20 protein-coding genes are annotated in these 26,273 nt (G+C 66.7%); 9 read left to right on the top strand and 11 right to left on the bottom strand.

Annotated elements, in window-relative coordinates; all coding sequences use genetic code 11:
- Positions 1-37 precede the first annotated feature (37 nt).
- Entirely contained in the window at positions 38-4,945 is a 4,908-nt protein-coding gene (locus AC5P9I_RS02810; RefSeq protein ID WP_049468792.1) for an alpha-2-macroglobulin family protein, read from the top strand.
- 49 nt (positions 4,946-4,994) lie between these two features.
- Positions 4,995-7,376, top strand: a complete 2,382-nt coding sequence (gene pbpC / locus AC5P9I_RS02805; protein WP_049468793.1) for a penicillin-binding protein 1C — start codon at positions 4,995-4,997, stop codon at positions 7,374-7,376.
- A 77-nt stretch (positions 7,377-7,453) separates the two neighbouring features.
- Here pbpC and AC5P9I_RS02800 read toward each other — a convergent pair whose 3' ends face one another.
- Together AC5P9I_RS02800 and AC5P9I_RS02795 are read right to left on the bottom strand one after the other, a co-directional pair.
- Positions 7,454-8,029, bottom strand: a complete 576-nt coding sequence (locus AC5P9I_RS02800) for a ferritin-like domain-containing protein (protein WP_049468795.1) — start codon at positions 8,027-8,029, stop codon at positions 7,454-7,456.
- Positions 8,030-8,058: 29 nt separating this feature from the next.
- Positions 8,059-8,541 (bottom strand): peroxiredoxin, encoded by a 483-nt coding sequence (locus tag AC5P9I_RS02795; protein ID WP_049468797.1) that lies wholly within the window; start codon positions 8,539-8,541, stop codon positions 8,059-8,061.
- A 262-nt stretch (positions 8,542-8,803) separates the two neighbouring features.
- On the opposite strand from AC5P9I_RS02795, the gene AC5P9I_RS02790 reads away from it, so the two are divergent.
- A complete protein-coding gene (locus AC5P9I_RS02790; RefSeq protein ID WP_049468800.1) occupies positions 8,804-9,691 on the top strand; it encodes a DnaJ C-terminal domain-containing protein in 888 nt (295 codons plus the stop codon).
- An 85-nt stretch (positions 9,692-9,776) separates the two neighbouring features.
- Here the strand turns inward: AC5P9I_RS02790 and pilH are convergent, their stop codons facing one another.
- Together pilH and AC5P9I_RS02780 are read right to left on the bottom strand one after the other, a co-directional pair.
- Complete coding sequence (pilH, locus tag AC5P9I_RS02785; protein WP_005410644.1) at positions 9,777-10,148, bottom strand: twitching motility response regulator PilH; 372 nt, start codon at positions 10,146-10,148, stop codon at positions 9,777-9,779.
- An 88-nt stretch (positions 10,149-10,236) separates the two neighbouring features.
- The gene (locus AC5P9I_RS02780) at positions 10,237-11,232 is read right to left on the bottom strand and encodes a YhdH/YhfP family quinone oxidoreductase (protein WP_049468802.1); all 996 of its coding nucleotides are present in this window, start codon (positions 11,230-11,232) and stop codon (positions 10,237-10,239) included.
- Positions 11,233-11,385: 153 nt separating this feature from the next.
- On the opposite strand from AC5P9I_RS02780, the gene hflK reads away from it, so the two are divergent.
- The 4 genes from hflK (at position 11,386) to AC5P9I_RS02760 (ending at position 15,247) form a co-directional block, all read left to right on the top strand.
- On the top strand, positions 11,386-12,519 hold the full coding sequence (gene hflK, locus AC5P9I_RS02775) for an FtsH protease activity modulator HflK (protein ID WP_057493463.1): 1,134 nt from the start codon (positions 11,386-11,388) through the stop codon (positions 12,517-12,519).
- Positions 12,516-13,379: a protease modulator HflC gene (hflC, locus tag AC5P9I_RS02770; RefSeq protein ID WP_014648031.1), complete on the top strand. Its 864-nt coding sequence runs from the start codon at positions 12,516-12,518 to the stop codon at positions 13,377-13,379. Before hflK ends, hflC begins: the two co-directional genes overlap by 4 nt.
- A 68-nt stretch (positions 13,380-13,447) precedes the next feature.
- Positions 13,448-13,633: a DUF2065 domain-containing protein gene (locus AC5P9I_RS02765; RefSeq protein ID WP_005410640.1), complete on the top strand. Its 186-nt coding sequence runs from the start codon at positions 13,448-13,450 to the stop codon at positions 13,631-13,633.
- 321 nt (positions 13,634-13,954) lie between these two features.
- Complete coding sequence (locus AC5P9I_RS02760) at positions 13,955-15,247, top strand: adenylosuccinate synthase (RefSeq protein WP_049468806.1); 1,293 nt, start codon at positions 13,955-13,957, stop codon at positions 15,245-15,247.
- Positions 15,248-15,651: 404 nt separating this feature from the next.
- On the opposite strand, the gene AC5P9I_RS02755 is transcribed toward AC5P9I_RS02760, so the two are convergent.
- The 4 genes from AC5P9I_RS02755 to AC5P9I_RS02740 all read right to left on the bottom strand — a co-directional run bounded on the left by AC5P9I_RS02755 (position 15,652) and on the right by AC5P9I_RS02740 (position 20,105).
- The gene (locus tag AC5P9I_RS02755) at positions 15,652-16,335 is read right to left on the bottom strand and encodes a M23 family metallopeptidase (protein ID WP_049468808.1); all 684 of its coding nucleotides are present in this window, start codon (positions 16,333-16,335) and stop codon (positions 15,652-15,654) included.
- Between the two features lie 4 nt (positions 16,336-16,339).
- Positions 16,340-17,296, bottom strand: coding sequence for a L,D-transpeptidase family protein (locus tag AC5P9I_RS02750; protein WP_049468810.1), 957 nt, complete (start codon positions 17,294-17,296; stop codon positions 16,340-16,342).
- A gap of 90 nt (positions 17,297-17,386) precedes the next feature.
- Positions 17,387-18,769 (bottom strand): hypothetical protein, encoded by a 1,383-nt coding sequence (locus AC5P9I_RS02745; RefSeq protein WP_187756708.1) that lies wholly within the window; start codon positions 18,767-18,769, stop codon positions 17,387-17,389.
- The gene (locus AC5P9I_RS02740) at positions 18,756-20,105 is read right to left on the bottom strand and encodes an AAA family ATPase (protein WP_049468814.1); all 1,350 of its coding nucleotides are present in this window, start codon (positions 20,103-20,105) and stop codon (positions 18,756-18,758) included. Before AC5P9I_RS02740 ends, AC5P9I_RS02745 begins: the two co-directional genes overlap by 14 nt.
- Positions 20,106-20,321: 216 nt before the next feature.
- On the opposite strand from AC5P9I_RS02740, the gene AC5P9I_RS02735 reads away from it, so the two are divergent.
- Positions 20,322-22,445 carry a methyl-accepting chemotaxis protein gene (locus tag AC5P9I_RS02735; protein ID WP_049468816.1) on the top strand — a complete coding sequence of 708 codons (2,124 nt, stop codon included), beginning with the start codon at positions 20,322-20,324 and terminating at the stop codon, positions 22,443-22,445.
- Between the two features lie 86 nt (positions 22,446-22,531).
- On the opposite strand, the gene AC5P9I_RS02730 is transcribed toward AC5P9I_RS02735, so the two are convergent.
- Positions 22,532-22,819, bottom strand: a complete 288-nt coding sequence (locus AC5P9I_RS02730; protein ID WP_053461057.1) for a hypothetical protein — start codon at positions 22,817-22,819, stop codon at positions 22,532-22,534.
- Positions 22,820-22,953: 134 nt separating this feature from the next.
- Here AC5P9I_RS02730 and AC5P9I_RS02725 point away from each other — a divergent pair, with 134 nt between their 5' ends.
- Positions 22,954-23,655 (top strand): alpha/beta fold hydrolase, encoded by a 702-nt coding sequence (locus AC5P9I_RS02725; protein ID WP_049468820.1) that lies wholly within the window; start codon positions 22,954-22,956, stop codon positions 23,653-23,655.
- Positions 23,656-23,663: 8 nt separating this feature from the next.
- Here AC5P9I_RS02725 and AC5P9I_RS02720 read toward each other — a convergent pair whose 3' ends face one another.
- A complete protein-coding gene (locus AC5P9I_RS02720; RefSeq protein WP_049468821.1) occupies positions 23,664-24,152 on the bottom strand; it encodes a hypothetical protein in 489 nt (162 codons plus the stop codon).
- A 22-nt stretch (positions 24,153-24,174) separates the two neighbouring features.
- The gene (locus tag AC5P9I_RS02715) at positions 24,175-26,265 is read right to left on the bottom strand and encodes a catalase (RefSeq protein ID WP_049468823.1); all 2,091 of its coding nucleotides are present in this window, start codon (positions 26,263-26,265) and stop codon (positions 24,175-24,177) included.
- Positions 26,266-26,273 lie beyond the last annotated feature (8 nt).

Raw genomic sequence — 26,273 nt, 5'->3', positions numbered from 1 at the left:
CTGCCTATAATGGCCGCCTCGATCAAGGAGTGACGACATGAGCGGTCCGGCACGGCGGAAGCGGTGGGGATGGGCGGCGGCCGTACTGGCAGGAGGCCTGTTGCTGGGCCTGGCCGGCTGTCGCAATGACAGCGGGCAGCTGCCCAAGGCCAGTGGCGAGGCCATCACCACCAAGGCCGAGCAGGTGAAGGAGTTCACCCTGCTGCGCGCCTACCCGGACCAGAAGAATGACGGCCTGTCGCTGGCGCTGGAGTTCTCGCGCCCCCTGGTCGGCACCCAGGATTTCGACACGCTGGTGCGCTTCGAGGAGAAGGTCGGCACCGACGACAGCAGCTGGACCCTGTCCGATGACGGCCTGACCCTGCGCTACCCGTTCGTCGAGGCCGGCAAGGAGTTCAGCCTGGTGGTGTCGCCGGACCTGCTGGCCGCCGACGGCAGCCGGCTGGGCAAGGAACTGAAGCAGAAGGTGTTCAGCGGCGAGCTGAAGCCGGTGGTCGGCTTCGCCTCGCAGGGCAGCGTGCTGCCGGCCAAGGATAGCCGTGGCCTGCCGGTGGTTTCGGTGAACGTGCCGGAGGTCGACGTCGAGTTCCTGCGCGTGCGCGAGAAGGACCTGCCGACCTTCTTCAGCCAGTACCAGCGCGGCGGTCGCCGCGGCAGCTGGGAGCTGAGCAGCGACTACGAGCGCAGCCCGATCAACAAGCTGGCCGAGCCGGTCTACGTCAACCGCTTCATCCTGGGCGGCAAGAAGAACGAGCGGGTGCTGACCTACCTGCCGACCCAGGACATCAAGGAACTGCAGGAGCCGGGCCTGTACTTCGCCCTGCTCAAGCGCACCGGTGACTACGAAGGCGAGTTCGATACCGCGTTCTTCTCGGTCAGCGACATCGGCCTGCATACCCGTGCCTACAAGGACAAGCTGTTCGTGCACACCGCCGGCCTGAAGGACGGCGCGCCGCTGAAGGGCATCGACCTGCGCGTGCTCGACGCCAAGGGCGAGGTGGTGCTGAAGGGCAGCACCGACGGCAATGGCAATGCGCTGCTGAACTACACCCTGGATGCCACCCACGTGCTGGTCGCCAGCAGCGGCAAGGACACCAGCTTTCTGCCGTTCAACCAGCCGGCGCTGGACCTGAGTGAGTTCGCCGTGGCCGGTCGTGACAACGCCTGGTTCGACGTCTACGCCTGGTCCGGCCGCGACCTGTACCGCCCGGGCGAGACCGTGCGCCTGTCCGCGCTGTTGCGCGACAACGACGGCAAGCCGGTCAAGGCGCAGCCGGTGTTCCTGCGCCTGAAGCAGCCCGACGGCAAGACCTTCCGCGAGACCCGCCTGCAGCCGGGCGAGCAGGGCTACATCAGTTTCGAGCAGGTCATCCCGGCCGAGGCGCCGACCGGGCGCTGGCAGGTCGAGTTCCGCACCGACCCGGCCAGCAAGGAAGCGATCCAGGGCATGACCCTGCGCATCGAGGAGTTCCTGCCCGAGCGCATGAAGCTGGACCTGGACAGCGCGCAGAAGACGCTGAAGCCGGGCGAGGACCTGCGCCTGCAGGCCAACGGCGCCTATCTGTACGGTGCGCCGGCCGACGGCAACCGCTTTACCGCGCGCATGGCGGTGGCCGCCGAACAGCAGCCGGTGGAGGGCCTGCCGGGCTATTTCTTCGGTGACCCGACCCTGCAGCTGCCGCGCGAGGCCAAGGACGTGATCGATACCACGCTGCCGGCCAACGGCCAGCTGCGTGAGGATGTGGCGCTGCCGGAAGAGGCGGCCAAGGCCAAGGCACCGATCGCCGTGGTGCTGTCCGGCAGCCTGTATGAAACAGGAGGGCGCACGGTCACCCGTACCCTGAAGCGGGTGATGTGGCCGGCCAACGCGCTGGTCGGCGTGCGCCCGCTGTTCAACCCCGACGATGGTGCTGATTCCAACGGCAACGCACGCTTCGAACTGATGCGCGTGGATGCCGCCGGCACACCGCAGCCAGCCAAGGGCCTGAAGATCACCCTGGTGCGGGAACTGCGCGACTACCACTGGACCTTCAACGACAACCGCTGGGATTACGATTTCACCCGCCGTTTCGAGAACAAGGAAACCCGTACCGTCGATGCCGGCAGCAGTGCGGTCGCCTTCGATTTCCCGGTGGAGTGGGGCGAGTACCGGGTGGACGTGTTCGATCCGTCCACCGGCCTGACCAGCCGCTACCCGTTCCGCGCCGGCTGGAGCTGGGGCGATGACAACCGTGGCCTGGACGCGCGCCCGGACAAGATCAAGCTGGGCCTGGACAAGACCGGCTATAAGGCCGGGGACACCCTGGAAGTGACGGTGACCCCGCCGCACGCCGGCAAGGGCATCCTGATGGTCGAGACCGACCGCATGCTGTACGTGCAGGACATCGACGCCAAGCCGGGTTCGACCTTCAAGATCCCGGTCACCGCCGACTGGGAGCGGCACGACGTCTACATCACCGCGCTGGTGTTCCGTGGCGGCAGTGCGCCGAGCAAGATCACCCCGGCCCGTGCCGTGGGCGTGGTGCACGTGCCGATGGACCGCAAGGGCCGCACCGTGGCCGTCGGCCTGGTCGCGCCCAAGCAGATGCGCCCGGAGCAGGACCTGCCGGTGACGGTCAGCGCGCCGCAGCTGGCCGGCAAGATGGCGCACGTCACCGTCTCGGCGGTGGACGTGGGCATCCTCAACATCACCCGCTTCCCGGTGCCCGACGCCGGCGCGCATTTCTTTGCCCAGCGCCGTCTCGGCATCGACGCCTATGACATCTACAGCCGGGTGATCGAGAGCTTCGACGGCGGCAGTGGCAAGCTCAAGTTCGGCGGCGACATGGCCTTGCAGGCGCTGCCGCAGGCCAAGCGTCCGACCGCGCGCGTACAGACCGTGGACCTGTTCTCCGGCCCGGTGCAGCTGGATGCCAAGGGCAATGCCCGCATCCGCCTGAAGGTGCCGGACTTCAACGGCACCCTGCGCGTGTCGGCACTGGTCTACAGCGATGACCAGTACGGCAAGCGCGACGTGGAGACCGTGGTGCGCGCGCCGATCCTGGCCGAGGCCAGCATGCCGCGGGTGCTCGCCCCGGGTGACCGCAGCACCGTGACCCTGGATGTGCAGAACTTCACCGGCAAGCCGGGCCAGTTCAACGTGAAGGTGGATACCGAAGGTCCGCTGAACCTGGGCGAGGGCAGCCGCAGCGTGCAGTTGAATGCCGATGCCAAGACCACGCTGAGCTTCCCGTTGTCGGCACGCGAGGGCCACAGCGTGGCCAAGGTGCGGGTGCGGGTGGACGGCAACGGCTTCAAGGCCGATCGCCGCTACGACCTGCCGGTGCGTGCGGCCTGGCCGCAGGTGCTGCGTTCGCAGGTGCGTACGCTGGATCCGCTGGCCGCGGTCAGCCTCGACAACAGCCTGACCGATGGCCTGATGGCCGAATCGGTGAATGCGCGCCTGCTGGTCAGCCCGCTGCCGCCGATCCCGTTCGCCAGCGCGCTGCAGGGCGCGCTGAACTACCCGTATGGCTGTGCCGAGCAGACCACCAGCAAGGGCTATGCCGCGCTGATCCTGGACCAGGCCACCTCGTCGATGCTCGGCGCCGACGGGCTGGATGCCAAGACCCGCCGCGAGCGCATGGAGGGTGCGTTCGGTCGCCTGGCGTCGATGCAGGTGGCCAATGGCAACTTCTCGATGTGGGGTGACGACGGCTACGTGAACCCGTGGCTGACCCCGTACATCACCGAGTTCCTGCTCGACGCCAAGGATGCCGGTTTCGCGGTGCCCGACAACGTGCTGCAGAAGGCGCTCAACCGGCTCAGCGAGGATATGCTGTCCGGTGGCAACCAGTTCTATGGCCAGGACGACCGAGAGAAGCTGAAGTTCGCCAACCAGGCGTATTCGGGCTACGTGCTGGCCCGGGTCAACCGTGCGCCGCTGGGTACCCTGCGCACGCTGTACGACAACGAGCGCAGCAAGGCGGTCGGCGGCCTGTCGCTGGTCCACCTGGGCGTGGCGCTGTCGCTGCAGGGTGATGCCAAGCGTGGCCAGGCCGCGCTGGCGGCGGCCTTCGCCAAGTCCAGCAGCGAGCGCCCGTCGTACTTCGGCGACTACGGCAGTGCCATCCGCGATGACGCGCTGATGATCGCGCTGACCCATGAAAACAAGCTGGCCAAGCCGGCCTGGGATGCGCGTGCGGTCGATCTTGGCCGTGGCCTGGATGCGCGCCGCAACGCCGGCTGGATGTGGCTGAGCACGCAGGAACAGGTGGCGATTGCACGTCTCGGCAAGGCGCTCGCCGCCAACCAGAAGGCGCTGGTGGCCGGTGAGCTGGTGATCGGTGGCAACACCGAAGCCATCGGCGAGCGCAAGCTGTTCGGCCGCAACTTCAGCGCCAGCGAACTGGCCAGCGGCGTGCGCTTCACCCCGCAGGGCCAGCCGCCGATGTTCGCCAGCATCGATGTGGCCGGCATTCCGCGCAGCGCACCCGCACCGGACAACAGCGTGCTTGGCGTCGAGCGCAGCTACTACGGCACCGATGGCAAGCCGTGGTCGCCGCGGCCGCTGAAGGAAGGCGAAGCGCTGATCGTGCGCGTCACGGTGACTGCCGACACCACGATGCCCGATGCGCTGCTGACCGACCTGCTGCCGGCGGGCCTGGAAATCGAGAACTTCAACCTGGGCGACGCCAAGCAGTGGGCCGACGTGGTGGTCGATGGCATCACCATCAGCGACCGTGGTGGGGCCGCCGACACCAAGCACGAGGAGTTCCGCGATGACCGCTATGTGGCCGCGCTGAAGCTCTCGCGTGGCAGCAAGGCCAACGTGTTCTACCTGGTACGCGCGGTGACGCCGGGAACCTACTCGGTGCCGCCGCCGCTGGTGGAGGACATGTACCGGCCGCAGCTGCGTGGGGTGGGCCGCAGCAACCCGACCACGATCACGGTGGTACAGCCGTGACCGCGCGGACGGGCCGCGGCGGCGCGGCCCGTCCTGCTGGCAACCTGCAATGAAGAACACGATGACGACCCGGCTGGCGGCGCTGTGCCGCTGGTTGCGGCCGCTGTGGCCATGGCTGCGCTGGGGCACGGCCGCCACGCTGGCGCTGCTGCTGGTGCTGGATTTCGCCTTCCCACCGCCGCTGCCGAAACAGCGCGATACCAGCACCCTGGTGGTGGCTGCCGACGGCACGCCACTGCGTGCGTTCGCCGATGCCGAGGGCGTGTGGCGCTATCCGGCCTCGATCGACAGCGTTTCGCCGCTGTACCTGCAGGCGTTGCTGACCTACGAAGACCGCTGGTTCTGGCGCCATCCGGGCATCAACCCGGTGGCGATCGTGCGTGCCGGCGGCCAGCTGCTGCGTGGGGGCCGCATCGTTTCCGGTGGCTCGACCCTGACCATGCAGGTGGCACGCATCCTCGACCCGCACTCACGCACGCCGTGGGGCAAGCTCAAGCAGATGCTGCGCGCGGTGCAGCTGGAAGTGCACCTGAGCAAGCCGCAGATCCTGGCCCTGTATCTGGAGCGCGCGCCCTACGGCGGCACCATCGAGGGTGTGGAGGCCGCCAGCTGGGCCTACCTGGGCAAGCCGGCGGCGCAGCTGTCACATGCCGAGGCCGCGTTGCTGGCAGTGCTGCCGCAGGCGCCGAGCCGGCTGCGCCCGGACCGCCACCCGGAAGCAGCGCAGAAGGCGCGCGACAAGGTGCTGTCCCGCATGGCCGAACTGGGCGCGTGGACGGCGGAAGACGTGGAAGATGCGCGCATCGAGAACGTGGTCGCACGCTCGCTGCGGCCGCCGCTGCATGCCGCGTTGCTGGCACAGCGCCTGCACTCGGCCCATCCAGGCCAGGCACGCATCCAGAGCAGCATCGACGTCGGCTTGCAGCGCACGCTGGAAGAGCGCGTGGCCAGCTATTTCTCGACGCTGCCCGAACGTACCTCGGCGGCCCTGCTGGTGGTCGACAACCAGACCCTGCAGGCGCGTGCCTATGTCGGCACGCTGGCGTTCGGTGACCGCCAGCGGCTGGGCCACGTGGACATGGTGCAGGCCTGGCGGTCGCCGGGCTCGACGCTCAAGCCGTTCCTGTATGCCATGGCGCTGGACGATGGCCTGATCCATTCGGAAAGCCTGCTGGTCGACGCGCCGCAGAGTTTCGGCAGCTATCGCCCCGGCAACTTCGACATGGCCTTCAATGGGCCGATCGGCGCGTCCAGCGCGTTGCGGTTGTCACTGAACGTGCCCTCGGTTGACCTGCTGCAGCGGGTCGGCGCCGCGCGCTTCGCCGCACGCCTGTCGCACGCGGGCATCCAGCTGCGCTTCCCGCCAGGCAGCACGCCCAATCTGTCGCTGATCCTGGGCGGAACCGGCGCACGCCTGGAAGACCTGGTCGGCGCGTTCGCCGCGCTCAACCGCAACGGCATTGCCGGCCGCGTGCGTTACACCGACGACGAGCCGATGATCGAGCGGCGCCTGGCCTCGCCGGGTGCCAGCTGGATCGTGCGCGAGATGCTGGAATCGAACCCGCGCCCGGGGTACAGCGCAGGGACGTTCGATGTCGGTGGCCGCCCGCGCGTGGCCTGGAAGACCGGTACCAGCTATGGCTATCGCGATGCGTGGGCGATCGGCAGCACCCGCCACTACACCGTGGGCGTGTGGGTGGGCCGGCCGGACGGCACACCCTTGCCGGGCCAGTATGGCGCGGTCACCGCGCTGCCGCTGATGTTCGAAGTGGTGGACAGCCTGCCGCGCCAGCGGGGTGACTCGGCGGCCGCGCCGATGCCGGCCAGCGTCAGCCAGGAGGATGTCTGCTGGCCCACCGGCGAACGTGCCGAGGGCCTGCCGGCGGCACTCTGCCAGCGGCGGATGTCGGCCTATCTGCTGGAAGGCGCAGCACCGCCGACCTTCCCCGAGCGCGAGGCGCGGCGGTGGCAACCGGGCCGGCAGCGCTACCTGGCCGATGTGCGGACCGGCCTGCGCGTGTCCGCTGACTGCCGTCTTCCGCATGAGGAAGTGGCGCGCGAGATTGCACGCTGGCCGGCACTGCTCTCGCCGTGGTTGTCCAGGGCCACGCGCGAGGCGTCACAGCTGCCAGCGCTGTCACCGGACTGCCGCGACGACGGCCGCGAGGCCAGCGTGGCGCTGCACGTGGACGGGCTCAATGACGGCGCGACGCTGGCGCGCGCGCCGAATGCCGAACACGGGGTGCGCCTGCAGCTGCGCGCGCTGGGCAGCGAGCAGGCCGTGGACTGGTTGCTGGATGGCCGCTGGATCGCGCAGACCCACGGCGCGCAGTTGATGCAGCGCGAGTTCGCCGAGCCGGGCGCACATACCCTGACCGCGCTGGCGGCCGACGGCGCGTGGACGCAGGTCAGGTTCAACGTCCTCCGGTAGGTGCCGGCCCTGGTCGGGGCCGGCCACGCCGTTGTGCAGCCGGGCATGGGCTCGGCTCTACAGGGAGCGCCGCGCCGCTATTCCCCGATCCACCCTTCCAGCAGGTCGGCGAACTCGTCGGCGTGTTCTTCCTCCTGCGCCAGGATCTCTTCAAGGATGCGCTTGGTGGTGGTATCGCGGTCGCCGATGAAGTTGATCATCTCGCGGTAGCTGTCGATGGCGATCCGCTCGGCGACCAGGTTCTCGCGCACCATGTCGCGCAGGTCGCTGCCTTCCTTGTACTCGGCGTGCGAGCGCGCGGTCAGCGTGTCCGGGTTGAAGTCCGGCTCGCCGCCAAGCTGCACGATGCGCTCGGCCAGCTTGCCGGCGTGCGCCTGCTCCTGCTGCGCATGCTCCAGGAACTCGGCCTTGACCGCGTCGGCCAGCATGCCCTTGGCCATGAAATAGTGCCGGTAGTAGCGCAGCACGCACACGTACTCGGTGGCCAGGGCATCGTTGAGCAGCTTGATCACGACCTTGCGGTCGGCGCTGTAGCTGTCGGTGATCGCGCCGTCTTCGATGTTGTGCCGAGCACGCTCGCGCAGGGTCTGGCGGTCACTGATGCCGGGAATCCCGGCGGCGGGCTTGCTGGCTTTGGCTGGCTTGCTGGACATGGCTGGCCGTTTCCTTTTGCAATGGGGGGTCAGGTGGGCAGGTGTTCAAGTACGTATTCGGCGGACGACATCTCGAACTGGCCGGGCTGTTCGATCCAGGCGGCGCGCACCACGCCATCGACCACGTACAGCGCGAAGCGCCGCGAGCGGATGCCCATGCCCGAGGCGCTGGCATCGAGCTCCAGGCCCAATGCGCGGGTCAGCTCGGCATTGCCGTCGGACAGCATCAGCAGGCCGTCGGGCACCTTCTGGTCGGCTGCCCAGGCTTTCATCACGAATGGGTCGTTGACCGCCATGCAGTAGACATCGATGCCGCGCTGGCGGAAGGCCTCGAATTTTTCGACGTAGCCGGGCAGGTGGCGGGCCGAGCAGGTGGGCGTGAACGCGCCGGGCACCGCAAACAGCACGACCTTGCGGGCGTCGAACAGCGAATGCGTATCAAGCGTTTCGATGCCCTCGCGGATGCGCTTGAGGGTCACTTCCGGAATGCGGTCGCCGACGTGGATGGTCATGGTGAACTCCTTGCTGGGGGCAGGCTAGTGGGCCGGATGGGACAGGGGCGTCAAGACATTGGAAACCCGGTGTGCAGGCCCCATCTTCAGGCCTCGTGGCGGGGGCTTCCAGCCCTAGCGTGGTGCATCGGCAGGGCAGCGGCATTGCGCAGGATCAGTCGGCCTCACCGGGGCCGCACGAGGGGCGGCGTAGCATCGCCGGCGCGTAGAATGAACCCGGGGCGGCGCCACCGGCGCGGCCGAAGCGAATCGAGGTAGCTGGATGGAATTCAAGGATTACTACGCCACCCTGGGGGTGGAACCGAGCGCGGGCGAGGCGGAGATCAAGACCGCCTACCGCCGGCTGGCACGCAAGTACCACCCGGACGTCAGCAAGGAGGCCGGGGCCGAGGACAAGTTCAAGGCGGTCAACGAGGCCTATGAGGCACTGCGCGATCCGGAAAAGCGCGCGGCCTACGACCAGCTGCGCGCACAGGGCTATCGCCCGGGCGAGGAGTTCAACGTGCCGCCGAACTACGGCGGTGCCGGAGGCTTCAATTTCGAGGAAGTGTTCGGTGGCGGTGGCGCCAACGGCGGCTTCAGCGACTTCTTCGAAAGCCTGTTCGCGCGCCAGCGCGGCGGTGCCGGCGCGGGCCCGGGCTTCAGCAGCCAGGGCCACGCGCCCAACCGCGACACCCGCGCCAAGCTGTCGGTGCCGCTGGAAGCGGCCTACAGCGGCGACAGCCTGCGCATCACCGTCAACGGCAAGCAGCTGGATGTGCGCGTGCCCAAGGGCATCCGCCCGGGCCAGGTGATCCGCCTGGCCGGACAGGGCAACCATGGCGGCAACCTTCTGCTGGAGGTGGAGTACGCCGCGCACCCGCAGTTCGAAGTCGACGGCCGCAACATCCTCTATACGCTGCCGCTCACGCCGTGGCAGGCCGCGCTGGGCACCAGCATCAGCGTGCCGACCCTGGGCGGCGCGGTGGAACTGAAGATCCCGGCCGATTCGGATGCCGGCCGCAAGCTGCGCCTGCGCGGGCGTGGCCTGCCGGGCAACCCGGAGGGCGACCAGATCGTCGAAATCGAGATCGTGGCGCCGGCCGCGACCGACGAGGCGCAGAAGAAGGCCTACCGCAATCTGGCCAAGGCCTTCGGCGAGGCCATTTGAAGGTAGTGCCGGCCGCTGGCCGGCAACTTCATTGCCCTGGACGGCGATGCATGGTTGCCGGCCAGCGGCCGGCACCACCGCGCGTTCAGCCCTGCCCGGCGAACACGCGCTCCAGCACCTCGGACAGCTCGTCTTCCGAGAACGGCTTGGTGATGTAGGCCTTGGCGCCCTGGCGCATGCCCCACATGCGATCGGTGTCCTGGTCCTTGGTGGTCACCAGGATCACCGGGATATGCCGGGTCGCCTCGTCGCGGGCGAGGGTGCGGGTGGCCTGGAAACCATTGAGGTTGGGCATCACCACGTCCATCAGGACCAGGTCGGGCAGTTCGGCCTTGGCGGTTTCGACCCCTGCGGCGCCATCGGTGGCGGTCAGGATCTGGTGCCCGAGCTTCTCGACGATGCGCTGTATCCCCAACAGCTGCGACGGTGAGTCGTCGACGATCAGAATGCGTGCCATGTTGTTCCCCATGTAATGCCCGCAGTGTAGTGCGGGCACCTTACCGGCGGGAGGGGCGCGATTGCCGTCCGTCGCCTGCCTGCGACGTTCAGTCGATCCGCACTACGGTGCGCCCCAGCGAACCACCGGACAGCATCCGCTCGAACACCGCCGGCAGGCCATCCAGGCCCACCTCGGCGGTGCAGATGCGGTCCAGGTGCTGCGGTTTCCACTCGTCTCCCAGCCGCGCCCACACGTCCTCGCGCAGGTTGCGCGGTGCATTGGCCGAGGCCACGCCCAGCAGCGATACGCCGCGCAGGATGAACGGCATCACCGTCATGTCCAGCGCCGGGCTGGCCGCCAGGCCCGCACTGACCACGCTGCCATAGGGCACCGTCTGCGCCAGCAGGCCGGCCAGCATCGCACCGCCCGCATTGTCCAGGCCCCCGCCGAAGCGCGCCGATTGCAGCGCAGCGGTATCGGCCAGCGCTTCGCGCGGCAGTACTTCGGTGGCGCCGATGCTGCGCAGGAAGTCGGCCTGGTCCGGTTTGCCGCTGACCGCATGCACCGTGTAACCGGCACGGCTGAAGATCGACAGGGCCAGCGCACCGACACCGCCGCTGGCGCCGGTGACCGCCAGCGGACCAAGCGCCGGGGTCTGCCGGTTGTCCTGCATGCGCAGCAGGGCCAGCGCCGCAGTGAATCCAGCGGTGCCCAGTACCATCGCCTCGCGCGCGCTCAGCCCGGCCGGCTGCGCGATCACTGCACGCGACTCCAGCCGCACATACTGGCTGTAGCCGCCGTCGCGGGTCTCGCTGAGGCCGCAGCCGGTGGCCAGCACGGCATCGCCTTCACGCCAGTCCGGATCGGTGCTGGCAACCACCGTGCCGGCCACATCGATACCCCCCACCAGCGGGAAGCGGCGCAGGATCTTCCCTTTGCCGGTGCCGGCCAGGGCATCCTTGTAGTTGACCGAAGACCACTGGGCGCGGATCAGCACCTGCCCGGGATTGAGGTCGTCGATCCCGAGCTGGGCCAGGCCGCTGCGGTAGCCGGCGTCGTCGTTTTCGATGCGGAAGGCGGTGAACGGGGTGGTGGGGGCCATCGGCGTTGCCTGACTTCGAGGAAAACGCCACCTTACCCCGTCGGCCCCCTTTCGATCCTGCCGATCCGCCCCATCTTGTATGATCGGTGATGGTTTCACGGCTGGCGCCGCGGGAAGGGCCCGCGCCGCAGCCCACATCTTGATGGAGCGTGCATGGCCTGGAATACACCCGGCGGCAACAAGGGCGGACAAGGCCCCGAGGACAATCGACGCGGGCCGTTCGGGTCGCGCGGCGGTGGCAATGGTGGTGGCTGGGGCGGACTGCCCGGGCCGCTGAAGGACCTGTTCGACGGCGGCATCGTGCGTTGGGTGGTGGCCGCCGTGGTGCTGCTGGTGCTGTTCTCCAGCTTCCAGCTGATCGGCGAACAGCAGCGCGGCGTGGTGCTGCGCTTCGGCCAGTTCTCGCGCATCCTGCAGCCCGGCCCGAACTTCAAGCTGCCGTGGCCGATCGAATCGGTCACCAAGGTCAACGCCACCGAGATCAAGACGTTCTCGATCCAGGTGCCGGTGCTGACCCGCGACGAGAACATCGTCAACGTGTCGCTGAACGTCCAGTACCGCATCGACGATCCGCAGCAGTACCTGTTCGGCACCGTCGATGCCAACCAGGTACTGGAGCAGTCGGCGCAGAGCGCGGTACGCGAGGAAGTCGGCCGCGCCGACCTCAATGCCGTGCTGAACAACCGTGGCCCGCTGGCCGTGGCCGCCGAGGAGCGCCTGCAGGCGCTGCTGAAGGCATTCAAGACCGGCCTGACCGTGACCGGCCTGACCCTGCAGGACGCCCGTCCGCCGGAAGAAGTGAAGCCGGCCTTCGACGAGGTCAACGGTGCCCAGCAGGTCAAGGAGCGCCTGATCAACGAAGCCCAGGCGTACGCCGCCAAGGTCGTGCCGGAGGCCCGTGGCCAGGCCTCGCGCGCCCGTACCACCGCCGAAGGCTACAAGCAGGCCGTGGTTTCCAAGGCCGAGGGTGACGCGCAGCGCTTCAGCCTGTTGCAGGCCCAGTACAAGGACGCGCCGGAAGTGACCCGCAAGCGCCTGTGGCTGGAGACGGTGCAGCAGGTGCTGAGCGAGAACCGCAAGGTGATCGGTGGTGATGGACGCCAGCTGATCTACGTGCCGATGACCGGCGATACCCGTCCGAGCACGTCGGCTCCGGCCGCCGTGGCCAACCCGGACGTGGTCATGCCGTCGCTGCCTGGTGCAGCGGTGGAAGCTTCCCGTGATCCGGGCCGGCCGGTGGGCCGCCCGACCGGGCGACCGAGCGGCCGTGAGGAGGGCAGCCGATGAAGAGTCCAATCTGGATCGCCGTGATCGTGGCGGTGGTGCTGGGCCTGCTCGGCTCGGTGTACGTGGTCCGCGAGGACCAGACCGCCATGGTGCTGAACCTGGGCAAGGTGGTGCGTTCGGACATCAAGCCGGGCCTGCACTTCAAGGTGCCGGTGGTGGAAACGGTGAAGGTCTTCGACCGCCGCTTCCAGGTGCTCGACACCGCGCCGGCACGCTACTTCACCGCCGAGCAGAAGGACGTCAGCGTCGACTTCTTCGCCATCGGCTACATCTCCAACGTAGGTGACTACTTCCGCGCCACCGGCGGCGACCCGCGCGTGGCCAACGCCCGCCTGGCGCCGATCATCACCGATTCGCTGCGCAACCAGATCAACTCGCGCACCCTGCAGCAGCTGGTGTCCGGCGACCGCAGCGAGCTGATCGCCGAGCAGTTGAAGGGGATCAACGAGGCCGTGGCGGGCCTGGGCATGCAGATGATCGACCTGCGCATCAAGCAGGTGGACCTGCCGACCGACAGCCAGGTCATCAACGATGTGTACGAGCGCATGCGTGCCCAGCGCAAGCAGGAAGCGGCCAAGCTGCGCGCGGAAGGCGAGGAGCAGTCGCTGACCATCCGCGCCCAGGCCGACCGTGACAGCACCGTGCTGATCGCCGAGGCCGAGCGCGATGCACAGCGCCTGCGCGGTGAAGGTGACGCGGAAGCCACCCGCATCTACGGCAAGGCCGGTTCGGCTGATCCGTCGTTCTACGCGTTCTACCGCAGCCTGGAGGCGTACCGCGGCTCCATGACCGACGGCAACGGCGTGATCGTGCTCGACAAGAACGACCCGTTCCTGCAATACCTGAAGAACGACCGCTGAGGTCGCAGGGCATTACCCCACGGGGCCCGGCCAACTGCCGGGCCCCGTGCTTTTTCCGGAGTTCCCCCATGAAAGATCTGTTCGCCGCCGTCTGCCTGGTGGCGGTGCTGGAAGGCCTGTTCCTGTTCGTTGCGCCGTTTGCCTGGAAGCGCATGGCCGAACGCCTGCTGGACCTGCCCAGCCCGGCCCTGCGCAGCTTCGGGGGGCTGGTGCTGCTGGCCGGCCTGAGCCTGCTGTGGTGGGCGCGCCACTAGCAGGGTAGTGCCGGCCGCTGGCCGGCATCCCGGGATTGCCGGCCAGCGGCCGGCACTACCGGGTGGGGCCTGAGCGGCCGGCACGACCGGGCGGGGCGGCTGACCGGCCGGTGAAGCCGTCCGTCGGAAAGGTGGCAGCGGACCCCGGAAACCCGGATAATGCACAAAAGCCGGACGGGCCTCCCCGTTCGGCTTTTTCCGTGTCTGGGCCTTCCATCGCCGGCCGCTCCCCGTTTGGAGCCGCCCTCCAGGTGCTGGCCAGCCCCGCCACGGTTTACCCGTCCGCGGCCCCGATGGCCGCAACAAATCGAGGAGCCCGTCATGGGTCAGTCTGTCGTAGTGTTGGGTGCCCAGTGGGGCGATGAAGGCAAGGGCAAGATCGTCGATCTGCTCACTGAGGAAATCGGCGCCGTCGTGCGCTTCCAGGGCGGCCACAACGCCGGCCACACCCTGGTCATCAACGGCAAGAAGACCGTCCTGCACCTGATCCCGTCGGGCATCCTGCGTGACGACGCGCTGTGCCTGATCGGCAACGGCGTGGTGATCTCGCCGGCTGCGCTGCAGAAGGAAATCGCCGAGCTGGAAGCCTCCGGTGTGGAAGTGCGTTCGCGCCTGAAGATCTCCCCGGCCGCGCCGCTGATCATGCCGTACCACATCGCCCTGGACCAGGCGCGCGAGCGCGCCGCCGGTGGCAAGGCGATCGGCACCACCGGGCGCGGCATCGGCCCGGCCTACGAAGACAAGGTGGCACGTCGCGGCATCCGCATCGCCGACCTGCATTACCCCAAGCAGCTGGAAGAACTGCTGCGCACCGCGCTGGATTACCACAACTTCGTGTTGACCAAGTATCTGAATACCGATGCGGTCGATTTCCAGAAGACCTTCGACGAAGCACTGGCCTTCGGCGAATACGTGCAGCCGATGAAGTCCGACGTGGCCGGCATCCTGCACGACCTGCGCAAGCAGGGTAAGCGCGTGCTGTTCGAAGGTGCGCAGGGTGCGCTGCTGGATATCGACCACGGCACCTACCCGTACGTCACCAGCTCCAACACCACCGTCGGTGGTGCGCTGGCCGGTTCCGGCGTCGGTGCTGATTCGATCGACTACGTGCTGGGCATCGCCAAGGCCTACGCCACCCGCGTCGGCGGCGGCCCGTTCCCGACCGAGCTGGACGACGAAATCGGCCAGGGCATCCGTGACCGCGGCGCCGAGTACGGTGCGTCGACCGGCCGTCCGCGTCGTTGCGGCTGGATGGATATCGTCGCGCTGAAGCGTGCGGTGGCCATCAACGGCATCAGCGGCCTGTGCATCACCAAGCTGGACGTGCTGGACGGCATGGAAAAGCTGAAGGTCTGCATCGCCTACGAATACAACGGCAAGCGCACCGAGTACGCGCCGCTGGACGCGCAGGGCTGGGAAGAATGCACCCCGGTGTACCTGGAGTTCCCGGGCTGGAGCGAGAACACCCACGGCATCACCCAGTGGGACGACCTGCCGCCGGCCGCACGCGCCTACCTGCGTTCGCTGGAAGAGCTGGCCGGCTGCCCGATCAGCATCGTCTCCACCGGCCCGGACCGCGACCACACCATGGTGCTGCAGGATCCGTTCGCCTGAGGTAACGCCGGGCGCTTTCCGGCATAGGTGACCGCAAAAAGCCCCGCGAAAGCGGGGCTTTTTCGTTATTGAGCGGCAGGAGCCAGCGGGAAAGCGACGCGATGACCAGGGTGTCAACGTGCGCTACAGGGGCGGACCCAGGGGTGCTGCTGCGCATCGATACGCCCACCGATCATGGAGACTTCACGGCCGCGGCGACGCATTGCCACGCGACCGCTCATGGTTGCGGGTAACGGTGCTGGAGGTGGACCCGGCGCTGGCGGGGCAACCGGCAGACATCGAGCTGCAGCCTCCGCTGGATCTGCTGAAGCTGACCGACCTCGATTACCTCTGGCTGTGGCCGTTCTTCCTCTGGAAGAGGGCGTCGCTGTTGCTGCTGATTCCTGGGGCTGCGTTGGCTGTCATCACTTTGGCGTTGCGGCGCTGGCAGCGCCGGGCATCAGTGCCGCCGATTTCAGCAGCGGATAGGGATTGATCGACTCTCCCTTCCACCACTGTTTTTCCGGCCCCAGCACATGCACCTCGAAATGCAGATGCGGCGCGTCGGCACTGGCGTTGCCGGTGCTGCCGACGTAGCCGATCACCTCCCCGCGTTTGATCACCTGCTTTTCCGCCAGGCCGTCGGCATAGCGCTGCAGATGCGCGTAGTAGTAGCACCAGCGTCCGCTGGGCTCGAACTGGTAGATCGTCAAGCCGCCGCGTTTGCTGTCGAACAGTTTTTCCACCGTGCCATCAGCCACCGCGAGTACCGGCGTACCGGCATCGGCCAGGATGTCGATGGCATCGTGCACGCGGCCTTCGCTGCGCGCATCGGTGAAGGTGTCGCGCAGCTGCGAGGCCGCGACGCCCTGTACCGGCAGCAGCAGGCCGGACGGCGCATCCGCAGACCGCGCGGCTGACGGTGGGGTGGCGGCGGGGACAGGGGCCGTGGCGAGCGGCGCTACGGATTCCTTCGCCGGCGCCACAGCAGCTGCCGGTTGTGCTTCCGGCAGCGAGGCGGCTACCGGCTCGCCTGCATCGCGGTGCAGCCACCAGCCGGCCCCCAGTCCCAGCAGCACGCCCAGCACGATCAGCTGAGAAAGGCGCATCGGTTCACTCCTGCATCAGCACGGGTACCGAGCTGTCTACTGCGTCGGCCACGCGCAGTGCATCCCAGTTGGTCATGCGCACGCAGCCATGTGACTCGGTCTTGCCGACATGCCCGGGCTCGGGCGTGCCATGCAGGCCGTAGTGTGGCTTGGACAGGTCGATCCAGACCCGGCCGACCGGATTGTTCGGGCCCGGCGGCAGCGTCGCCTTCTTTTCGCCCTTGCGCGCATCCCAGAACAGCTTGGGGTTGTAGTGGAACGGCGGGTCGCGGTAAACGCCCAGGATCTTCCATTCGCCGATCGGCAGCGGATCATGCTGGCTGCCGGATGAGACAGGCACCTGCGCGATCACCTTGCCCTGGGCATCCAGCAATTGCAGGGTCGAGTCGGATTTGTCGACGACCACCTTCGCTGCCTTCGGCAGTGCCGATGGTGCGATGTTGGGCACCTGGATGCGGTTGCCGGCCTTGCTCAGGTCCACGCCCGGATTGAGCAGCTTCAACAGCTCAGGGGATGCGTGGAAGCGTTCGCCCAGCGACTCTTCGACGTTGTTGAAGCCCAGCGATTTCAGTTTGGCCTGTGCGGCGGGGCCCTTCGGCACCGCCTGGAACGGCCCGGCGACATCCTCGCTGGTCAGCGTGTAGCTGGCCAGGGGGGTGACTGTATCGGCCTGCAGGGCCTTCCAGGTCGCGTCGTCCAGTTCACCGGTGACGGTCAGGCCGTGCGCCGCCTGGAAACCCGACACCGCGCGCCGCTGGTTGCTGCCCACTTCGCCGTCGATCTGGCCGGGGGAGAAATTCGCGCGATCCAGCAGCACCTGGGCGTGCAGGGCGGAGCGTGCTGCCGTGTCCGGCCCGGCTTTTTCAGCGATCGGGGCGGGAAGGCCAAGAGGCGCAGCCTGCGCAAAGACATAAGGTGCCAGCAAGGTGAGGGACAGCAAAGCGACGCGGGCTGAAAGCATGGGCGGCTCCAAGGGGATGCCCGTCCACCATGCCAGCGGAGCACGAGCAGCCCGCGTGAAAAGCCTGACCCACACCTGAGCAGTGTGTCTTCACGCAGCTTTGGCAACTGCATGCGCGTGGTTGCCGCGCATGCTGAAGGCATGTCGCTCTCCGTAGCGCCTGATCATGTCCGGCAGAGGAAGAGTCACTACCTCTAGTGGTGGGTTCCAGGCAGGCGAGCTGCGGATGTGAATCCGCTGCACTTCGCCTCCGGGGAGCCAGAACTCCAGGGTGATCGTTGCCGATACCTGCTCCACCGCAGCAAGGTGACGGTGCAGCAGAAGTCCATACAACTCAATGTTGTCCAGATCCTTCTGCGCTTTCTCCTTCAAGGCGGGCGCCTTCTCGTCTTCGTCGCGACGGCTTCGCTGATGCCAGTCGGGTGCGATGGGGTAGTACTTGAAATCGACCACGGTGTACGCGGAGCCGCGTTGCAGCAACAGGTCGGGACGGCGACAGAGTCCGTTATGGGCGAACATTGAATGCTGTCGCTGTCCCCAGGTGTCCCGTTGCTCGATGGCGATGGGGTGGGATGGGAGATAAGTACTGTCACAGGTGACGACGGATGTGCCGTGCGTGTCGCTCGCCTGTTGCAGGGCATCATGCAGGCACATGGATTCCCAGACAGGCCAGAAATCCCGCATGCCCCAGACCTGGCCCTGCTGCACACTACCTGCGAGCGCGGGATGAAGGTAGCGTTCCAGTGCTGCATGCAGCGAAAGAAACTCCGCGCTGCGCAGCGTTGCCTGCCGGTAGCACGTTCTCAGGAGTTGCTGGAGTCGCCGCAGCAGCAGCTCCTGTGCCCAGGCATCACCTTCATGCAGCGAGTCACCCTCGCGCAGATGGCGATGGCGGAAGTCCGTTGCGCGCTGTACGGCATCCATGGTGAAGCGTCCCCAGATGATGCCGGGATCGATCTGCAGCAGGTTGCGATAGAAGTCGTCAGCGAGAAAAAAATACAGGCCGACGATGTCGGCGGTCCCGCGTTCGCATACGCTTCGCCGGGTGGGAAGCTTCGGAAAGAAGGGGGCGTCGTCGTCGTTGAACAATGCATGGTGAAGCTGGCGGTCAGCGTACTTCAGATTGCCATCCTGCCGCCGCGCCATCTGTGAGCGAAGTGAAAGCAGTCGAAGTGGATTGGAATGGTTGAACAGCGAGTCGATGGCAATGGCGTCGACGAACGAAGCGGGGGCCGCTGCAAGTCCACGTCCATGCGTGTCTGCCTCAATGCCGTCCTGCTGCGGTGCATGTCCGAGATCTGATTGGACATTCCTGAAAGCGGCGAAAGCCAGGTAGAGCAGACGGAATGCGTCGCGGGGCGCGGTGGAGGTCGGCATGCCATGCGGCACGCGCAGCTCGGTGCGCCCATCTTCCACGAACAGGCCCACAGCGCTGGACCCAGCCGCGACGACGCTGACGTCATGCAGCTGCATGCAGATCTTCCGAAACAGTGAAGCTGCGGATGAAGTCATCGCGTCGGGCGGAAAACTGTCCGAAGGTCCTCAGTGATTCCGGGGGAATACGCAGCCATTCTGCAAGTGGGGACTTGTCCCTTTCGAAGACGTTGTCCCACAGGTAGAGGAATAGCTTTCCCTCGATATCACTGGCGGCGATATGGTGGGCAATGGGATGGACTTCCTGCGTCACGGCAAGCGCTTCGACGAAATCCTCAATGAGCATCCCGTCCTTGGTCTTCTGGAAGTTTATCTTTGACTTGTAGTAGGGGGATGAGCCGCTGATGGCAAAGGCAATAGTCTTCAATTTGCGCTTGGCGGACTCGTCAAAGCCCGAGAGTGTGTCGATTGCCTTCAAGGTCTCGGCATTGCAGGATTTCCGGAGCTTGCAGAATGCATCGTCGAACCTCTGGCTGTAGTCCGCGCCCTGCATGTACTCCGCAGCACCTGGGGCAAGCTTGCGCAGTTCGGCAATCGATGCAGCGTGCGTCTGTTCCAGCGTCGCGGGTGGTGTTGTTGCAGCGATGGCCCGCGCCTTGATGAACCAGGGGCCGATCAGTTTGTCGTCGAGATTCGGAGAGGTGCATTTCTCGACGATCATCGCATTGAGAGCATCCACCAGCATCTTCCAGGTAACCGATGGGTGGCCTTCGATCGTTGTATTGGCCTGCGCAGCGGGAACTGCATTGAACTCGGCTGGACTGAACTGGAAATTCCAGCGGCGCTTGAATGCAGAGTCCATGAAGAAGATCGATTCGTCGCCAGTGTTCATGGTCCCGATCAGGTAGAGATTCGCCGGAAGCCTCAGCATGCGCTCATCTTCGATACGACCGATCAGCGTGGAGGAGTCTCTGTCATCACGAGCTTCAAGTTCGCGGATCTCGTTGATCAGCGCCTGCACCGTCAGTTTCGAGGCACAGACGGAATAGCTGGATTGTCCGTCATCGTCACGGTCCAGCAGCTGGAAGATGTCGCCGAAGATTTCCGCGCAGTTGCCGCGGTTGATTTCGTCAATGAGCAGGACAACGTTGCGAGGCGGCGAATCGGCCGTGCCATGCTCTGAACGGTGTAGGGCAAGTGCCAACGCGCGGATGAAGGGGCCGGCATGCACTTGGTAATGGACCTTGTTGCCCTCGGACAGTGGCAACAGGCGGGAGACGAAATCGCCGTAACCAAACTCGGCGTGGAACGTCACGGGGATGACCTCGTCCGGGCGAATGCCGAGCATCGGCGTCTTCTCATACCGGGCCTTGTAACTCTTGCTGGTTCCCGGTGGGCCGAAAATAATCAACTGGTGGGGAAGATCGTGGCTCATCAGATGTATCCATTCATCTTCAAGGATCGATTCGATTCTAAGGGGCCACGATGTAGGCGGGCACCCTTGGCAGCATGGAAGGGAACTTTAGGGTCGCTAGCGCCAGGAATTGACGCCATCACCTCTCTGAACCGCACCCGGACGAGCGTGGCAGCTCCCATCAAGGCGCTTCGGGCCACGCCGATAAGGGCGCATCCCCCCGTTTTGGATGTACCGATGAACTACTTGAGGAATGTCAGGGTTGCCTGGCGTCTTGGGCTGGGCTTTGGCCTGTTGCTGCTGCTGGTTGCCGCCGTGGTCGCCACCGGGGCCACCGCCAGCGTCGTGCAGAAGCGCGCGATGCAGCAGGTGGTCGATATCAGCGTGGCCAAGGTGCGCCTGCTGTCGCAGATGCTCGATGCCAACAACCAGATGATGGTGGTGCGCCGCGAGATGCTGATCCGCCAAGGTGACGACCGCAGCAGCGACGAGAAGCGCATTGCCGATCTGGTCAAGCGCTACGAGGCCAGCTGGTCCGCCTACCAGGCGCTTCCGGGTGATGCCGAAGGCAAAGCCATTGCGGAAACCATCGCCGCCAAGCGAGCCATCGCACGCCCGCTCAACAAGCAGACCAGCGAGCTGATGGAGAAGGGCGACTATCCGGGTGCCGTGGCGCTTACCCTGGGCCCGGTGCAGGACGCGGCCAACGGCTGGAACAAGGCGCTGTCGGACGGCGTGGACTTCGAGGAAAAGGAAAGCCGCAAGGCTGCTGCCGAAGCGATCCGACTGGGCGAGCGCAGCCTGTTGCAGCTGCTGGTGCTGGGCGGCGTCGCGCTGTTGGCGGGCATCGCTGCCTCGGTGATGATCGGCCGCAGCCTGACCGGCCCGCTGGCGCGCGCGGTGAACCTGGCCGAGCGGCTGTCCAAGGGCCAGCTGGACCAGGAGTTCCGCCTCGGTGGCCGCGACGAGCTGACCCAGCTGGGCGAGGCCATGGCCAGCGTCCGCCAGAGCGTGCAGGCGGCGATCGGCGCGCAGCTGCAGATGGCCGAGCAGCACGAGGCCGGTGCGATCCGCTATCGCATGGACGCCAGAGCCTTCCCCGGCGATTTCGGCCGCATGGTGCAGGCGACCAACAGCCTGGTCGAATCGCACGTTGAGGTGGAACTGCTGATGGCCGAGGTGATGCAGCGCTACGCCATCGGTGACCTCAGCCGTGATCTGCCTGACTACCCGGGCGAGAAGGCCACGCTGACCCGTACGCTGGCTGCAGTGAAGCAGAGCTTGATGGCGATCAACGCGCAGATTGATGAACTGGCCCGCGCCGCTCGCGCCGGTGACTTCAGCATGCGTGGTGATGCGGCTGCGTTCCAGTTCCAGTTCAAGGCAATGGTCGAGCACCTCAACGGCATGATGGCCAGTTCGCAGGCCAGCATCGCCGATGTCTCCGACGTGCTGCGCGCGATTTCGCACGGCGACCTGACCGCGCGCATGGATGGCGAGTACGACGGCGTGTTCGCCCGCATGCGTGACGACGCCAATACCACCACCGCGCAGCTGACCGGCATCGTGCAGGGCATCCAGGCCGCCGCCGACAGCATCAACAATGCCGCGCAGGAACTGGCGGCCGGTAACAACGACCTCTCGCGCCGCACCGAACAGCAGGCGGCCAACCTGGAGGAGGCCGCCGCGTCGATGGAGGAACTGACCTCGACCGTACGCCAGAACGCCGAACTGGCGCGGCAGGCCGACAGTGAAGCGCGTGCCGCCGGTGCCGCTGTGCGCGAGACCGAGCAGGCAATGGCACAGATGGCCTCGGTGATGGGCGAGATCGATCAGTCTTCGGCACGCATTTCGGAAATCTCGACGGTGATCGACGGCATCGCGTTCCAGACCAACATCCTCGCACTGAACGCTGCAGTGGAAGCCGCGCGCGCGGGCGAGCAGGGGCGTGGCTTTGCGGTGGTCGCCAGCGAGGTGCGTACGCTCGCGCAGCGTGCCGGTGTCGCCGCCAAGGAAATCAAGGAGCTGATCGAAGACGCTGCTGCCAAGGTGAAGAGTGGCCTGGCGGTGACCGTTGAATCCGAAGCTGCAATCGCGCGCGTGGCCCAGGCCAGTTCGCGTACCACCCAGCTGATGAGCGACATCGCAGCGGCCAGCAAGGAGCAGGCCGCCGGCATCGAGCAGGTCAACCAGGTGGTGGTGCAGATGGACCAGGTGACCCAGCAGAACGCGGCCCTGGTGGAAGAAGCCACTGCCGCGAGCCGCGCGCTGGAAGAACAGGCGCATGCGCTGACCACGTCGGTGGCGGTATTCAAGGTGGAAGGCGCGGTGGTCTCTGCTGTGCCCCGTCGCGCAGCCTGAGCGGGCTGCCAGTGCAGTGACAGGAATACGGCCGCCTTGAGCGGCCGTATTGCCATCGCCCGCTCAGGCAGAAGGGAGGATCGCCCTCATTGCTCCAGGACGCTGCCGAGCATGGCCCCAAGCACGTAAAGCACCCCAAGCGTGGGGGGAATCACCAGGAGGTAGACGGTCATCCAGGTCATTCCGGAAAGCCAGCTTCCTACGCCGATGGCGTTGAGTGCTGCGGTCTGCAGCATCACCGGCAGCTGCATGAGGATGTAGGCGCTCTTGGGGTCGCTGTTGGACCGGGCATCGAACACCAGCCAGGCGGTCAGCGCGAGATAGAGCGCGCATAGGGCGATGCCGGTCAAGCTGAGCCAGCGGGGCTTGCGCATGCCACCTTCTCTGTTCCGTCAGGGGCCATCAGGGTAGCGCCGCGATCAGCGGCGTGCACTTCCCTGGGTCGAGCCGATAAGCGAAGCTGCGGGGCAGGGAATCGTGCGAAGGGGCCTGGAAGGTGAGCAATGTGATGAGCGCCGTGATGCTCCCGATCGTGATGCTGCCGGGGCTGGATGGCAGCGGCCTGCTGTCGACATGCTTCGTGGAGGCGATGCAGGGCCAGGGAGTTACCGTGCAGGTGCTGCCGCTACCCATGCAGGGGCCACAGGACTACGTTACGTTGGCGTCGATCCTGCGTCCGCAGCTTCCCATCGCTCCCTTTGTGCTGCTGGCTGAATCGTTTGCCGGGCCACTGGCCATCGAACTGGCGGCGGCTTCACCGCCGGGATTGCGCGGATTGATACTGAGTACGACTTTCGCGCGGCGACCGGTGCCGCTGCCAGCGGCGAGCGCACGCTTGCTTGCCCCCGCATGGCCACGGCCGCCGCTGGCGTTGCTGGCCCGGCTTCTGCTGGGGCATTGGCGGACACGCATGAACCTTCGCGAGCTGCGACATGCGATCGCTGCGGCGCCGGCCGCGATGCTGCGGCAGCGCGCTGCGGCGACACTGCAGATCGATGTCCGCGCGCAGTTGCCGAAGCTCACGCTGCCGACGCTATGCCTGCATGCACGACAGGACCACCTGTTGTGGCCGCCCAGCGTGGCCGAGCTGCAGCTCTTGTTGCCCGACGCCCGGCACGTATCGCTGGAAGGGCCCCATCTGCTGCTGCAGGCCCGTGCTCACGCAGCCGCAGCCGAAGTTGCTGCATGGATGAGGACGCTCCCCTCCTGACCGACGCTTCAGCCGCGCGCACGCGTACGCGCAGCCTTCTTCGCCGCCGCCTTGCGCACGGTCTTCTTCGCGGCCCGCGTCTCGGCTGCCTTCTTCGCGGCGGCGCTCCGCGAGGCGGCCGTACCCGTCTTCTTGGCCGCAGCCTTCTTCGCCGTCTTCTTTGCGGCCTTCTTTGTCGCGGTCTTGCGAGCCGGTGCCTTCTTCGCCACCGCCTTCTTCGCAGGTGCCTTCTTCGCCGCCGTCGTCTTGGTTGCGGCCTTCTTTGTGGCCGACTTCCTGGCAGGCGCCTTCTTGGCAGCCTTCTTGCTGGTCGCCTTCTTCGCGCCCTTGCGGGCACTGCCGGCGCGCTTGCCGCCGCCGTCCTGCTTGTTCACGGTGGCCCAGGCAATGCGCTCGGCGGTGCCTTCACTCGCGCCGCGATCACGTTCGCTTTCCTCGATGTGCTCGGCCTGGCGCTTCTGCTTTTCGGTGTATGCGGATTTGTCACCACGGGGCATGACGATTCTCCTGTCGTTGTGGTCAGGCCAGCAGGCGCAGCTTGGGCTCACGCGCCCACTGGCGGGTGGCGGCCGCCGCCAGGAATGCCTTGGCGTCTTCTGCTTCGACGATGCCGGGGTCGTTGCCGACCCGCGCCGCCTTCAGCAGCGCCTGGCCGCCCGCGTCGCTGGCGATGGCCTTCAGGTGTGCCCACGCCTGGCTGACGAACTCCAGGGCGGCGCTCTCTTTCGACAACGCCTTTGATGCCTCTACGCTCAGCACCACGGCCACCGCATCGAACACGGCCGATGGCGTGCCGGCCAGTTGCCCATCGGCGGCCTGTACGCTGCCGTCACTGAGCGTGGCGCCTCCCACTTTTGGTGCGACCAGTTTCACGTCTGCACCTGCCTTCCGGGCCGCCTTGCTCAGGCTGGCAATCACGCGCGCGTCGGAGCCTTCGTCGAACAGGATGCCGATGCAGCGACCCTGCAGGGTGGGCTTGTTGCGGCCGATCACGCGCACTTCCGGGGCCGGCGGCATGTCCCGCACCGGGGTAGCGGTTGGCGCGGGGTCGGGCAGTGCAGGCAGGGCCAGGCCATTGGCCACGCGCTGCGCCAGCGTGTCATCGATGTTGCGCAGGTGGCTGACCGTGCGCACCCGCACCTTCAGCGTTTCCACCTTGGACAACTCGAAGACCAGCGCCGATGCCAGGTGCGCCTGCTCCGGCTTTTCCAGGCTGCGGAAGAACATGCGGGCCTGGCTGTAGTGGTCGGCGAAACTCTCTGCGCGGGTGCGGCCCTTGCGGCCATCGTCGGCGCTGGCGTGGCTGCGGAAGCCGGTGGGCGTCTCGCGCGGGGTGTCGTCCTGCAGCGAGCTGGGGTCGTAGGCCACCCGGCCCTTGGGCACCTGCATCTGCATGTGGCCATCGCGCTGATGATTGGCAAACGGGCACTTCGGCGCGTTCACCGGGATCTGGTGGAAGTTCGGGCCGCCCAGGCGCAGCAGCTGGGTGTCCAGGTAAGAAAACAGGCGGCCCTGCAGCAGCGGGTCGTTGCTGAAGTCGATGCCGGGCGGCACGTTGGCCGGGCAGAACGCCACCTGCTCGGTCTCGGCGAAGAAGTTGTCCGGCCAGCGGTCCAGCACCATGCGCCCGATCACCTGCAACGGCACCAGCGATTCGGGAATGATCTTGGTCGGATCCAGGTGATCGAACGGGAAGGCGTCGGCTTCTTCTTCGGTGAACAGCTGCACCGCCAGCTCCCATTCGGGAAAGTCGCCGCGCTGGATGGCCTCGAACAGGTCGCGGCGATGGAAGTCGTTGTCGGCCGATTGCAGTTTCAACGCTTCGTCCCAGACCGTGGACTGGATGCCCAGCTTGGGCCGCCAGTGGAACTTGACGAACGTCGACTCGCCGGCCTCGTTCAGCAGGCGGAAGCTGTGCACACCGAAGCCTTCGATCATCCGCAGCGAACGCGGGATGGCGCGGTCGCTCATCGCCCACATGATCATGTGCATCGATTCGGGCATCAGCGAAATGAAGTCCCAGAAGGTGTCATGGGCCGAAGCGGCCTGCGGGAAGGCGCGGTCCGGCTCCATCTTCACTGCGTGCACCAGGTCCGGGAACTTCATCGCGTCCTGGATGAAGAACACCGGGATGTTGTTGCCGACCAGATCCCAGTTGCCCTCCTTGGTATAGAACTTGACCGCAAAGCCGCGCACGTCGCGTGGGGTATCCACCGAGCCTGCGCCACCGGCCACGGTCGAGAAGCGGGTGAACACCGGCGTCTTCACTCCCACCTCGGTGAGGATGCGCGCGCGGGTATGGCGCGACAGCGAACGGGTCAACTCGAAGTAGCCGTGCGCGGCGCTGCCGCGGGCATGCACGATGCGCTCGGGAATGCGTTCGTGATCGAAGTGGGTGATCTTCTCGCGGAGGATGAAGTCCTCCAGCAGCGTAGGACCCCTCGGTCCCTGCCGCAGCGAGTTCTGGTTGTCTGCCACCGGAATGCCCTGGTCGGTGGTCATTGCCGGGTGGCTGCCGCCGGCCTGGAGGTGCAGCTCGCCGCCTTGGCCGCGATGCAGGTCTTCGGGGTGGGCAGTTGCGCGCTTGCCGGTGGGCTTGCTGGCGGCCATGGACGGTG

The sequence above is a fragment of the Stenotrophomonas sp. YJH_SMC_29 genome, from assembly GCF_059371235.1.
The sequence above is the reverse complement of the archived record's forward strand: the minus strand, read 5'-3'. Positions and strand labels throughout refer to the sequence as shown.